Source organism: Bacillus sp. FSL H7-0578, assembly GCF_038630855.1.
GTDB lineage: Bacteria > Bacillota > Bacilli > Bacillales > Bacillaceae > Bacillus > Bacillus safensis.
In genome coordinates this window covers 2,883,793-2,897,287 of the sequence record NZ_CP152045.1, presented here as the reverse complement: position 1 = coordinate 2,897,287, position 13,495 = coordinate 2,883,793, and the positions used below count along the sequence as shown (strand labels likewise).

Genomic DNA, 13,495 nt, shown 5'->3' with positions numbered 1-13,495 from the left:
TTGATTAAATAGAGGTTAATGAGGAGCATAAAACTCCTCTAAGGTTTTCGTCATATCATCAGATGCAGATTGTAAGATCGCATCTTGCTGTAAAACCGCTGTGCCTTGTGCTCGGACAATATGAAATTGATGAAACCCCATCAAGTTTTGAAATATTTCTTTTAGGTAATAATGTGAAAATTCTAGAGGTGTATATCGATCGTTATTTGTGAAAATTGAGCCGCTTGCTTGAAGTAAAAGTACACGATAATCGTCAGTCATCAGACCAACAGAACCATTTTCTGTATATTTGAACGTTTCTCTCGCAATAAAGATATTATCTATATAATCTTTCATTCGTGAAGTCACATTGAAATTATGAACAGGTGACACGATCACAATTCGATGATGTGCTTTGAATTGGGCCAATAAAGCAGATGAAGCAGCGGCGATTTTTTCTTCGGCAGCCGTTAATGTTTGTTCGGATGCTTGCTTATCCCAAATACGTAGCAGCTGGTCTTTTTCGATACGAGGAATTTCAGTTTCATGTAAATGTAATATTGTTGGTTTGTCATGAGGGAATCTTTCTTTAAACTGTTCTAAAAATAGTGTTTGCAGTTTGTTTGAATAACTTTCTCGATGAGTGAAATGTGGATGCGCGTTTATGATTAATGTTTGCATGTACATGCTCCTTTTCTTTTGATAAGCTGAGTATAAATGATAAAGGTGACAAAAGAAGGCACCTTTTTAAGAGGGAAAACAAATGAAAAAATCAGAACGATTAAACCAAGAACTTATTTTTTTAAGCGATAAACACTCTTTTCAGTTAAAGGACTTACAATCCGAATTTGGCATTTCTAAAAGGACGGCTTTAAGAGATATAGAAGAGCTAGAGTCAATGGGTTTAGCTTTTTACGTTGAAAATGGAAGACATGGAGGATATCGACTGGTGAATCAATCTCCATTGGTTCCTATTTATTTCAATATTGAAGAAGTCCAAGCTATTTTTTTCGCTCTTAAAGCGCTAGACCTGGTGTCAGCAACACCATTTAAAAAATCCTACTCACAAATTCGGCAAAAGTTGTTTGCCACAATGTCTGATGAGAGAAAGCAAATGATTACGGAGACTTTGGATGTGATTCATTACTATAATGTCGCACCAGTTAGTGAACAAAATCATTTGGAATTGATTTTACAGGCAATGATGAAAGATCAAATCGTGAAGATGACGTACACTCAATATGAAAATAAATGGATCAGGCTGCAATTTCTTGAGTTGTTTTATCGAAATGGCATTTGGTTTTCTCAAGCATATGATGTTCAAAATAAAAAGTGGGGCATCTATAGATGTGACTTTATGAAGGACATGATGATTGAAGAAGAAATGAGAGACACATTTACGAAGGATGAATTAAAAGAACTGCAGCTCGAGTACGAAAAAACTTATCATGATATCTCATTTAAATGTCGATTAACGGAACAAGGAAAAGAAAAGTTTTTGAAGCATCATTACCCAAATATGAGATTGGAGATCATTGATCAGATTCCTTATATTGTGGGTGGGTACAACCAAGAAGAATTATCGTATATGACACACTATTTGATGTCTTTTGGGAAACATGTGAAAATTGAATACCCAGATGAATTGAAAGAAAGTTATTTGAATCAATTGCGAGAAGTGATTGATCAGTATTGAAAGTAAACGAATTGTCTCTGAATCACAAAAAACTCCACATATTAAAAGAGGCGAATTATAGCAATTCGCCTCTTTTTTTTACTTCGCCGCATGAAAGGTATTTGTTTTCGGTTGATCATCAACCTTCCCATACGTCAGCTGACGCCAGATAAACTCCATCGGACCGTATTTAAACCGCTTTAACCATAATGTACTAAAGAGCAAGAGGAAGACATAAACCCCGAGTCCAATCATGAACGTGCCAGCCGGCTGAAGATGATCGGCAAGTCCGGCTCCATATTTCAGAAATAGCATTGTGCCAATGATGGAGTGAAGCAAATAGCAGGTCAATGACATCCGTCCAACTTTGGTAAAGACCATCAAAGCACCACGCAGCTGAGGGACGTGAAGAAACAGCATCGCAAGTGTACTCATATAGAACATACTGCCTGTTAATCCGCCGTTTTGTTCAAGGGCAGAGGCTATGTTCATCCAGAGTGTATTTTCAAAAGGATTGACCGCTGTTATGATCGTACTGCCTTGGGTGATGAGAAAAGCAATAGCAAAAATGATCCAAATGCGATTCCAAATCGCTTTTTTCGCCTCCATGTTTTTGAAAAACTTCATTTTCACAAAATACACACCAAGTAAAAACATGAAAAACATAGAATAGACGGTGGAAAAAGAACTGGAAGCCATTGTGACCATATCTGTCCACCGATCACTAATTGATGCTAAATAAGTCAGACTGTTGTGGCTGGTCAGCTCGAAATCAGCAAAATCCGGCTTGGCTGATGATGCTGTGTTCATGGTATTGAACAGCATCGTGAAAAAAGGTGTAAGCAATTGAATCACAAATAGTGTAATCAGCCAGTATAGGATGGTTTTAGCTGTGCGTTTGTAAAAGAAAAGCAATAAAAAGCCAGCGACTGCATAATAGGCCAAAATGTCACCAATCCAAACAAAGGTCAAATGCAGAAGGCCAAATCCTAAGAGAATGGTTAATCTGCGGGCAAACAGCTTGTTCGGGCTGTCCACCTTCTGAGCAGCTCGGTCCATAAAAATCATAAAACCAACCCCGAATAGAAAGGAAAACAGTGTAATGAATTTCCCCGAGGCAAACCAATTCACCACATTGTGAAAGACATCATTTGACAGCATGTCAAATCCCTTGGCTGAATCCACGATCAAAAAGTAATTGACTAGAATAATCCCCATTAAGGCGAATCCTCGTACAATGTCCAAGAAATGAACCCGTTCGCGCAGACTCATCGGTTGTCCGTGTGCTACTTTGTTTGCATTCATATCCATGCTCCTTTTCTTGTTATGATAAATGTAATGCGGATCAATTCATCGATCCTTACAATGAATCAATATACGGCCCAATTCTTAACAATTTATGAAGATCCAATTTTTTGAAAATGAATGTGACGAATTGATGGCAGATGATCAAATTCATAAACTGTTAAGGTTTATGCTGTATCTTTTCATATAGCTAGATGATATATAGTAAAGACATAAAAGAAAGAGCATCACATTACATGAGGTGAGAGACATGACCCATCGAATATTAGTCGTAGAAGATGATCAGGATATTGGTGACCTTCTGCAGGAATCCCTTACACGTGCAGGATATGAGGTGCTAAGAGCGATGAATGGCGAGCAAGCATTGAAGCTTGTGGAGGATTCGCTCGATTTGGTGATCTTAGATGTGATGATGCCGGGGCTCTCAGGCATCGAAACATGCCAACACATAAGAGCCTCATCTAACGTTCCGATTCTATTTCTGACAGCCAAGTCGAGCACTTTCGATAAAACTGAAGGATTACTTGCCGGCGGGGATGATTATATGACAAAGCCCTTCTCAGAAGATGAGCTTCATGCTAGAGTCATTGCACAATTACGCAGATATACCATTTATCAGGAAAAAAGGGAGCAGGAAGATACGTTTCTTGTCGGGGGCAAGCTGAGGGTAAGTGAAGAATTTAATGAAGTATGGAAAGAAAGCCAGCAAATTAAGCTTTCTGATCTAGAATATCGGATGTTAAAGCTGCTCATGAGCAGGCGAAACAAAATATTTTCTGCCCAAAATATTTATGAAAGCGTGTGGGGACAGCCCTATTTCTATTGTTCCAACAATACGGTGATGGTGCATATTCGAAAGCTTCGTGCCAAAATTGAAGATGATCCTGCGCGTCCTGTATATATCAAAACTGAATGGGGAAGAGGATACCGATTTGGCACATCGTAAATATACACTGGCCAAAAAGCTGTCACTGCTGATTTTGGCGGCTGCAATCGTGAGTGGTATTGTCTTTTTGACGCTGCAAAAGATCACCAATGATTTGATCGATGGATATTTGAGTTCAGACGAGTATTACGAGCAGGAGTCAGCCAAGTACATTCAAAAATTCAGCCGCTATGTGTCTGAGAATGAGCTGTCTTCAACGGATCGAAAAGCGTTTGGCGAGTGGGTGAAAAAAGAAAATTACATTAATTTGACCATCTTCAAGGATCAAGTGCTGCAATATGACTCTATTTATTCCGCTGACGATGAATCGGCGTACGGAAAAGAAAGGATGACCCAGTACGCTGAGCATCATTCATATCCGGTTCAGTTTAGCGACGGTAAAGGCTGCGTCATGGTGGACGGTTTCTATTCATCTCGCTACCACGATCTTGCCTTTACACTCGAGCTGCTCGGGGCGACGCTTATTTTTCTCCTCATTGTTCTTCTCGGTATTCGCAAAAGTCTGCGCTATCTGCAAACGATTCATCAAGAGATTCATATTCTTGAAGGCGGAGAGCTGGACTATGAAATGACGGTAAAAGGGCATGATGAATTAGCGATGATTGCCAAAAGTATTGAGGATCTGCGTAAAGCCTTTTTGGACAAGCTTCAAGCCATTGATGAGCTGCAAGAAGAGAGCCGCAGCTTGGTCACCGAAATGTCCCATGATATGAGGACACCGCTGACGTCGCTGATGATGAATCTGGAGTTTGCGAAAAAAGAGGAGACTGGAGCGGATACCCGTAAGGATCAATATATAGCGAGTGCCTACGGGAAAGCACTGCAATTAAAAAATCTGTCTGACAATCTGTTTGCCTATTTTCTGCTGGATAAAGAACATGAATCTGAGCTTGAGACCGTTGCAGTCAAAGAGGTGATTTACGATCTTCTGTCAGATCAGGTGGCCATCCTGCATCAAGAGAACTTTAAGGTTCATCTTTTAGGAGAGCTGCCTGACAGCTATATCAATGTGAATGTCGAACTGCTTGGCCGAGTATTTGATAATGTGATGTCCAATTTACGGAAATACGCAGATCCTAAAAAGGATATCAATCTCACGTTTTTATCCGATCAAGAAATCTTTGAGATCCATGTCAGCAATGCGATAAAAGAGACAAAGGTTACGCCGGAAAGCAATGGACTTGGTGAACGAAGTATCAGACGAATGATGACCCGCATGCACGGGCAGTTTGAAAGTATAGAAAGGAACGATGTTTACTACATCGTGCTGCGATTTTGGAACATCAAAATGTAGAAAACAAATGAATATACTGGAATGGAGAGACAGCCCAATGAAACGATTCAACAATTTCCAAAAGATACCTGATCTCTTGCAAGGCCTTCTCAATATCTGTTTGTTCTTTTTGGCCATCGCTTTAAGCGTTCTCTTAATCAGTGAAACATGGTACATTGTCCAATTTGTTTATAAGACACTGTTCAACAAAGGAGAAAGCTATTATGGAATGCTTGGGGAACTGCTGATCTTCTTTATGTACTTTGAGTTTATTGCCTTAATTATTAAATACTTTAAATCTAACTTTCATTTTCCGCTTCGTTATTTTATTTATATAGGGATCACAGCTGTCATCCGTTTGATTATCATTGATCATGAAGAGGCAGTATCGACATTCTGGTGGGCGCTGGCCATTCTTGCCATGACCTGTGCACTCTTTATCGCGAGCAAAAGAAATGCTGCTCAAGAGCATGATGAAGTGAAGTAAGGAAAGAAGACGAACGATGACCGTTCGTCTTTTATGTATAGAATGATTCATGAAACACCGTGTGATGTACATGTAACAAGTGCCTTTATGTGTGATGACAAACAACATGTTCCTGGCTTATTTACTTACTGACACGTACACATATACAATTTTCATCGTATAGTGTTTGTTCAGCTAAGGAATTGGAGGAAGAACATGATTAAATTAATTATTACGGATTTAGACGGCACCTTTTTAAACCGCCAAGGATCATTTGATCAAGCTTTATTTCAGAAAATAAAAGCATTAATGGAAGAGAAAAATGTGGCGTTCGCTCCTTGTACGGGTAAGCAGTGTGAACGAGTAGAGGCATTGTTTGGTGATGATGCAAAGGATTTTTGGATTTTAGGGGATAGTGCAACGCGAATTAAAAAGGATGGGCAATTTGTTTATGAATCATTAATAAAAAATGATCTAGGTTTATCGATCATCCATAAGCTGGAGGAGATAAGCAAAGAGCAGACGATCATTGCATGTACGAAAGATGGTGCAGTGGTCAATGAGCATTTATCTGAGAGTGAAATGAGATTTGTGACGGGCTCTTATACAAATGTACTCAAGGTATCAAACTTTGCAGACATACAAGATGACTTTGTGAAAATTACCGTTCATGATCCTGAGGCAAAATGCGTACAGACAAGGGAGAGAATAAGTGAATTCTTTGAACAAGTATATGTTGTTGCTTCAGAGGGTACGTGGATCGACATTGCCAATATTGGCGTTCACAAAGGAACCACCGTGAAACAGCTTCAGCACATATTGGGTGTGACAGAAGAGGAAACGATGGCATTCGGTGATGGTCGTAATGATCTAGAACTGATGGAATCCGCTCAATACAGTTTTGCTGTAAGAAATGCCATCCAAGAGGTAAAAGATGCTGCTCATTTTATTACGCTTTCAAATGAAGAGAGCGGGGTCATGCATACGATTCAAAAAATCCTAAGCTTGCAGCCTTAATCGTACTCAATTAAGAAGACGAACTTGTCCAGTTCGTCTTTTTTCATGTCTGGACATTGACGAGATGAACACTCGGTCGTTATCTGTCTATTAATGAACGGTTAGGGTCAGATTGACAATTGATTGTCATGCGTCTAAAAAGTAGAATATGAGTAACAATAAATAAACAGTTGCTCATTAATGAATAAGTGTTTGTTGTGGTGAGTGATCAGCTGGATAAAAGGTTTTTCCTGATGTACGTCTTCATATGGTATGCTTTAGAAGCCTTATCTTTCCATCGGCATCGATCATCATGATTCTATGAACAGGGGTCGATCATATGCGAAGTATTCAAAGTTTTTTAGTAGAACAGCTGCTTATTTTGACGAAAAAGAAACTCAACGTAAATGATTATCTAGAAGAACGAAGAAGGGCAAATCAATTACCTTATGAATTGCCTGAAAAACTTAAGAATAAGTACAAAATCACTCAAAATCACTCGTTTCCAGTCGATACGTATATGCTGAAATCAAATGTCCAGCCGGATGACCATCAAGTGTTGTTTATACACGGTGGCGGCTATATTGAACAGCCTTTGACTTGGCATTGGCGTTTTTTAGACCGATTGACGAAGCAATTAAATAGTACGGTGTATGTGCCGGTTTATCCAAAAGCACCAAACCATCAGTATATGGATGCGATCGAAAGTGTCCTTCCTGTGTACCAAGCTCTTTTAGAGAAAGGAACGCCTGAAAATATCGTCATCATGGGTGATTCTGCTGGCGGAGGTTTATCGTTAGCCTTTGCTCAATACTTGGCAAAAAAGGGATTGCCGCAGCCAGGGAATATCATTCTTTTATCACCATGGCTAGATGTTACATTAAGTAACCCTGATATCGCTGCTATGGTTCCAAAAGAACCAATGCTCAATCTAGCATTATTAATTGAAGCAGGAAAAAGATATGCGGGTGACATGGATGAAACACACTACTTAGTCAGTCCAATCTATGGAGAGATCAAGTCACTGGGACGAATTTCTGTTTTTATAGGCACTCACGAATTCTTCCTCCCAGATGCCCGTAAATTCAAAGAGATGGCAGATAAGCAGGGGGTTCCAATAAACTATATAGAATATCCTAAAATGAATCACGTGTTTCCTGTCTTCCCTATACCAGAAGCAAAAAAAGCGTTAAACCAAATTGTCGCGATTATTGAAAGTAATACCTTTCCTTTGAAAGAGTGCAATGAATAAGAAATAGAAATGAGGATGACTAGCGCGGCTGGCCATTCTTGTTTCTGTTTGAAGGAGCGAAAAAATTGACAGACATCAAGACCGAACCATTCTCGTTTGCAAGTATGCAGCAGGCAGTCCCTGTACATATTCCAGAAAGACAATACATTTCATCACATGATGGTACAAGCCTTGCGTATTATCCATTTTTATCAGAAAAGAAGACGCAGGCCAATGTGATCTTAATTCATGGCGGTGGTGCTCATAGTTTGGCTGGTTATGAGCATATCGCCCATACGCTGCAGCATGATTTTCATGTGAATACGTTTTTGCTCGATTTAAGAGGTCACGGCCATTCGGAATGAGAAAGCTATTATGGAATGCTTGGGGAACTGCTGATCTTCTTTATGTACTTTGAGTTTATTGCCTTAATTATTAAATACTTTAAATCCAACTTTCATTTTCCGCTTCGCTATTATATATATATAGGGATCACGGCTGTCAACCGTTTGATTATCATTGATCATGAAGAGGCAGTGTCGACGTTCTGGTGGGCGCTGGCCATTCTTGCCATGACCTGTGCACTCTTTATCGCGAGCAAAAGATATGCTGCTCAAGAGCATGAGGAAGTGAAGTAAGGAAAGAAGACGAACGATGGACGTTCGTCTTTTTTTGTATGTGTTAATGGTGAAACGCCTAGATGTTACATTAAGCAATCCTGACATTGCTACGATGGTGCCAAAAGAACCTACGCTGTAAATAAACTTTTAAAAAGCTTTAAAGCTATCCATATTTTAAGAACTTATAATAAATTATATATAATTTCATCAAACTTAAAAGGCTATTGGACAAGCGAGAAAAGTTTGAAAAAAATTGGGATTAGTGGGAGAATAAGAAAAAAGATTATGAGAGGCTAGGTATGAATAAGAAAAACAAAGTTCAAAAAATTCTTTCATGTAAAATATCAGAAGCTAATTTTCATTCGTATTATATAGATTTTGATATTGGTTCTTCAGGAGAGTTAACTCAACGAATAGATGAATTTGTACAGATAATGTGTGAAGAGTTACCCAATTTTGCCTTCGGTTTTCATAAAGGTGAAAGTATTTCTGTGGATGAAATACTTCCAGTATTAATAGAAGCTGCAGCATCTATCTACAGAGTGACCAATTTTAAACAAGTAGCTGAAATATATAAACGTGGAGAAATAATAGAGGATGAAATAGATGATAAATATCTTAGACGAGGGGAATTTGGTGAATTATTTCTTCATTCAATTTTAAAATATTTATTTGGAACTTACCCTTTAATAGCTAAAATTTATTTTAAAGATTCATACGGACATGCTGTTCATGGATTTGATTCCATTCATATTCAACCAGATACAAAAACTCTCTGGTTAGGAGAATCTAAATTATATACTGATGGGAAAAGTGGAATTGATGCATTAGTAAAAGATTTGTTTGACCATTTTAATTCCAATTATTTTGAAAGTGAATTCAATATAATCTCCAAAAGAATTGAAGATTCTAGGGACACTATTGATTCAAAAGGTTTTAATTCTGAATATTGGATAGAATTATTAAACAAGTATACTAGTCTTTCGGAAAAATTAGAAAATATTGTTATACCTATGTTTTGTGCATATGAAACTTCTACTTTAGATTCCTATGAAAATGATTACGATACGTTTGAAACAAGATTTGATGAAGAAGTTAGAAACCTTAATAAAAGATTTATGGAAAAAGGAAACAAACATCCCCTCTATAGTAAATTAAATATTATTGTAATACTTATGCCAGTAAAGAGTAAAAAAGAACTTGTCTCTAAACTACATAATAAATTATCAATCATTCAATCTTTAGGAATAGGGGGATAGAAAATTGAATTGGGAAGATATAAATATTTATAATATCAATAATTTAAATTTTCAAGATAGCTTTTCTTTGGCGAAGTATGTTTCAAATTTATCTTTAAGTGATAAAAAAAATGAGGCAAGGAAGATACTAATTCATATTTTAGAAATTTGGGATTATGTTAATAATGATACAAAAGATATATGGCTAGATATAGCTGAGAGTCAGGGCTTCTACCCATACATAAAAGATAGACTAGATATTACTTCTGAAATTAGACAGGCATATCATTATTCAGAAAACATAGAAAATATAGTTTTCCATAAAGAACAAAAAATTCTTTCTAATTATTTAAAAAGAAAGGAGAATATTGTTGTTAGTGCACCAACTAGTTTTGGGAAAAGTTTGTTGATTGAGGAGATAGTAGCTAGTAATAAGCATAGGAACATTTTAATTATCCAGCCTACTTTAGCTTTAATTAATGAAACTAGATTGAAACTGAAAAAATATAAAAATTACAATATGATTGTAAACACATCTCAAAAAATTGAGGGTAAGAATTTGTTTATTTTAACAGCTGAACGGGTTTTAGAGTTTAAAAACTTTCCCAAAATTGATTATTGTATATTAGATGAATTTTATAAAATAAGTTCAACACGAGATGATGAGAGATCAGATGTATTAAATATAGCTCTAAAGAAAATTTTAAGTAATAAAGAGACAGCTTTTTATTTTATAGGCCCTAATATTGACTCAATTTCTTCAGGTTTTGAGGAAAATTACAATGCGAAATTTGTGAAAACAGATTATTCCTTGGTTGATACTAGAGTGGAACTGGTGAAAGTAGACTTTAAAAGTAACAAACCACGTTTAAAAGAAAAAGATAGAAAGATAAAATTATTTGAAATGCTATTTAGAAAGAAAAAAGAACAATCTATTGTATATGTCTCATCGCCTGATCGAGCAATAAAAATAGCAATGGAATACTATGATTATTTAGAAGAGAAGAAGCTTCTAGAAAAACAATCAGTATTACCAATAAATGAATGGATATCTGAAAATATTAATCCAAGTTGGAGTTATAATAAATTATTGTTACAGAGAATAGGCGTTCATTCAGGAACAATACCAAAACATTTAACTCACTCAATTATTGAATATTTTAATAAAAAGAACTTAGATGTACTTTTCTGTACATCAACTATAATTGAGGGAGTAAATACTTCTGCTAAAAATGTTTTTATTTTTGATAACCGTAAAGGTTCTAATGAAATAGACTATTTTGATTTTTCTAATATAAGAGGAAGAGCTGGAAGGTTATTGAAACATTACTCTGGGAATGTGTATGTTTTTCATTCGATTCCCAAAAAAGCTAAAGTTGAATTAGATATGCCTTTTTATGATCAAGAAAAAATTTCAGATGAAATATTAATTAATTTTAATAAAAGTGAAGTTAAAGCAAAAAACCTTGAAAGATATGAAGAGCTTACTAGTTATGATGAAAGGTTATTATCCATTATAAAAAAGAATGCTGTTTCTGTAAGTGGACAAAAAAAGATTATAGAAAGTATATTAACCACGCTAAGATCTAATCCAGAGCTAATTTTATGGACTGGTGAACCTTCATTTAAAGCAGTTAAATATATAACTGATATTTGTTGGGATAACTTATTGAAGGAAACAGAAACAACTAGGCCTATGACAAAGAAAAAATTACCTGTAGTTGTATATAATAGCTTAAGAAGCAAGTCAGTAAAAGAATCATTAAATAAAGAGTACAAATATTTAAAAGATCAATTTACTAAGTTGACAAAACAACAACTGATAGATAAAGCAATTAGTAATTATTTTAGAGAACAGCGACATTGGATTTCTTATAAAGTTCCTAAGTGGCTTGAGGTCGTAGATTCATTACAGAAGGAAATATGTAAAATAAATGGAGTGTCAAAATCAGGAGATTACTCATACGTTGCTTCTCAATTGGAGAATGAAGGGGTAGAAGGTGATTTTTCAGTCTTGTTAGATATGGGGGTACCATCTAGTGCTATTAATAAAATTAAAAACCAATTTTCTAAGGGAATAGATATTAAAGAATTAATTTCTGAAGCTAAAAATATTGCTGATTCATCAAATACCAATTTAATTGAATATGAAAAAGAAAAATTAAACGAGCTATAAGATAGTGTCAGAAACTATACAAATGGCTTTTCTTACTTTGGTTATAAATCTAATAAGACGAATTATACTCAAATCCCTTTTGCAACCGTTCAAGTATGGAAGTTCGTTCTGTCTGCGATGACAAAAGGGGGGCTGATGAGTCATTCTGAAGCCGTACGTTTTCACTATCCTGCATGGGTGGTCGAGCAGGATCCACTTCTATTGACGACCATGCCTTAACCCCATCTACACCTAAAAACCAATTTGCGAAGATGGATCGGCCATATGGCATGTTTGTAGGCAGCAAGGATGAACTGTATGACGTCGAGACTTTTCTCCACTATCATGAGCTGCCGATGGAACCAATTAAAAAGCAATCAGTCTATCAAGTGCTTGAAGGACATACCCATTTGTCGGTTTTACTAGAAGCAGGAAAACAGATTGGCAGGACGATCCAAATGTGGAATGCTTCTATTTAGCATGAACAACTAGTCAACACTCTCCCGTTTTCTTAAAAATTTACATTGACACCATCCTTTTCTATGATAAAATCATAGTGTGATAATGAGAATCGTTATCAAACGATATGACTACATATAGAATGGATAGGTGAGGTACATGTTCAAGAAATCTTTTTGGTCGCTTTTAGTTGTGCTCTCCATCGTTTTACTTGCAGCTTGCGGCAGCAATAGCAGTAACGGCAAGTCAGATAGTAAAGAGAAAACAAGAACCGTTGAAAGCGCTATCGGTTCAACTGAAATTAAAGGATCGCCTAAACGTGTGGTGACACTGTACCAAGGAGCAACGGATGCTGCAGTCGCTATGGGCATTAAACCAGTAGGTGTTGTTGAATCATGGCTTGAAGCACCTACGTATAAATATTTAAGAGATGACTTAAAGGATGTTAAAATTGTTGGGCAGGAAACACAGCCAAACTTAGAGGAAATTGAAAAGCTCAAGCCTGATTTGATCATTGCATCGAAAATCCGCCACGAGCAAATTTTTGATCAGCTGAAAGAAATCGCTCCAACTGTTGCAACAGAAACAGTGTTCACCTTTAAAGACACAGTGAAATTAATGGGTGAAGCATTAAACAAGCAAGACAAATCAAAAGAATTGCTGACGAAGTGGGATGACCGCGTCGCTGATTTCAAAGAAAAAGCGAAAAAAGACATCAAAAACTGGCCGATGAGTGTATCTGTGGTGAACTTCCGTGCAGATCATGCTAGAATCTATCAAACTGGTTTCGCAGGATCCATTTTAACAGAGCTAGGCTTTGAAGGACCTAAGAATGTCAAAGATAAAAAGCAAGACATCATTACACTTACAGACAAAGAGAGCATTCCACAAATGGATGCAGATGTGATCTATTACTTTATGGATGATCAGGATAAAGCAGTTGAAAAAGCATATAAAGAGTGGACGAGTCATCCTTTATGGAAGCAGCTTGACGCAGTGAAAGCGAAACAAGTGCATAAAGTAGATGAAATCACTTGGAACATGGGCGGCGGTATTATCGCAGCAAACATGATGCTTGATGATATTTACGATCGTCTAGGAATTGATAAATAAGACATAACAGAGGAGAAAATGTGAACATACCATTTTCTC

The 13,495-nt window shown here is 36.7% G+C and carries 13 protein-coding genes and 1 pseudogene; 12 read left to right on the top strand and 2 right to left on the bottom strand.

The genetic code is table 11. The annotated features are described in order from the left end of the window. Positions 1 to 15 precede the first annotated feature (15 nt). Complete coding sequence (locus tag MHB41_RS14985) at positions 16 to 660, bottom strand: NAD(P)H-dependent oxidoreductase (protein WP_061110049.1); 645 nt, start codon at positions 658 to 660, stop codon at positions 16 to 18. 82 nt (positions 661 to 742) lie between these two features. Between MHB41_RS14985 and MHB41_RS14980 the strand changes: the two genes are divergently transcribed. Next, on the top strand, positions 743 to 1,675 hold the full coding sequence (locus MHB41_RS14980; RefSeq protein WP_061110048.1) for a WYL domain-containing protein: 933 nt from the start codon (positions 743 to 745) through the stop codon (positions 1,673 to 1,675). 78 nt (positions 1,676 to 1,753) lie between these two features. Here the strand turns inward: MHB41_RS14980 and MHB41_RS14975 are convergent, their stop codons facing one another. Continuing rightward, a complete protein-coding gene (locus MHB41_RS14975; RefSeq protein WP_061110047.1) occupies positions 1,754 to 2,959 on the bottom strand; it encodes a DUF418 domain-containing protein in 1,206 nt (401 codons plus the stop codon). A gap of 250 nt (positions 2,960 to 3,209) precedes the next feature. Here MHB41_RS14975 and MHB41_RS14970 point away from each other — a divergent pair, with 250 nt between their 5' ends. The 11 genes and pseudogenes from MHB41_RS14970 (at position 3,210) to MHB41_RS14920 (ending at position 13,456) form a co-directional block, all read left to right on the top strand. Next, on the top strand, positions 3,210 to 3,905 hold the full coding sequence (locus MHB41_RS14970) for a response regulator transcription factor (protein WP_061110046.1): 696 nt from the start codon (positions 3,210 to 3,212) through the stop codon (positions 3,903 to 3,905). Continuing rightward, on the top strand, positions 3,892 to 5,199 hold the full coding sequence (locus MHB41_RS14965; RefSeq protein ID WP_061110045.1) for a HAMP domain-containing sensor histidine kinase: 1,308 nt from the start codon (positions 3,892 to 3,894) through the stop codon (positions 5,197 to 5,199). Before MHB41_RS14970 ends, MHB41_RS14965 begins: the two co-directional genes overlap by 14 nt. 37 nt (positions 5,200 to 5,236) lie before the next feature. Next, entirely contained in the window at positions 5,237 to 5,665 is a 429-nt protein-coding gene (gene psiE, locus MHB41_RS14960) for a phosphate-starvation-inducible protein PsiE (RefSeq protein WP_041115758.1), read from the top strand. 195 nt (positions 5,666 to 5,860) lie between these two features. Further along, the gene (locus MHB41_RS14955) at positions 5,861 to 6,661 is read left to right on the top strand and encodes an HAD family hydrolase (RefSeq protein WP_061110044.1); all 801 of its coding nucleotides are present in this window, start codon (positions 5,861 to 5,863) and stop codon (positions 6,659 to 6,661) included. A 319-nt stretch (positions 6,662 to 6,980) separates the two neighbouring features. Then, entirely contained in the window at positions 6,981 to 7,892 is a 912-nt protein-coding gene (locus MHB41_RS14950) for an alpha/beta hydrolase (protein ID WP_061110043.1), read from the top strand. Between the two features lie 65 nt (positions 7,893 to 7,957). Continuing rightward, a complete protein-coding gene (locus tag MHB41_RS14945; RefSeq protein WP_254114557.1) occupies positions 7,958 to 8,236 on the top strand; it encodes a hypothetical protein in 279 nt (92 codons plus the stop codon). Further along, positions 8,228 to 8,509 (top strand): annotated as a pseudogene (locus MHB41_RS14940) (phosphate-starvation-inducible protein PsiE); the annotation flags it as partial. The gene MHB41_RS14945 and the pseudogene MHB41_RS14940, both read left to right, overlap by 9 nt. Positions 8,510 to 8,790: 281 nt before the next feature. Next, entirely contained in the window at positions 8,791 to 9,750 is a 960-nt protein-coding gene (locus MHB41_RS14935) for a DUF1837 domain-containing protein (protein WP_034282667.1), read from the top strand. Between the two features lie 4 nt (positions 9,751 to 9,754). Next, positions 9,755 to 11,905 carry a DEAD/DEAH box helicase gene (locus MHB41_RS14930; protein WP_034282665.1) on the top strand — a complete coding sequence of 717 codons (2,151 nt, stop codon included), beginning with the start codon at positions 9,755 to 9,757 and terminating at the stop codon, positions 11,903 to 11,905. A 173-nt stretch (positions 11,906 to 12,078) separates the two neighbouring features. Next, on the top strand, positions 12,079 to 12,363 hold the full coding sequence (locus MHB41_RS14925; RefSeq protein WP_051627355.1) for a hypothetical protein: 285 nt from the start codon (positions 12,079 to 12,081) through the stop codon (positions 12,361 to 12,363). 139 nt (positions 12,364 to 12,502) lie between these two features. Next, on the top strand, positions 12,503 to 13,456 hold the full coding sequence (locus MHB41_RS14920) for an iron-siderophore ABC transporter substrate-binding protein (RefSeq protein ID WP_041115763.1): 954 nt from the start codon (positions 12,503 to 12,505) through the stop codon (positions 13,454 to 13,456). Positions 13,457 to 13,495: the final 39 nt, after the last annotated feature.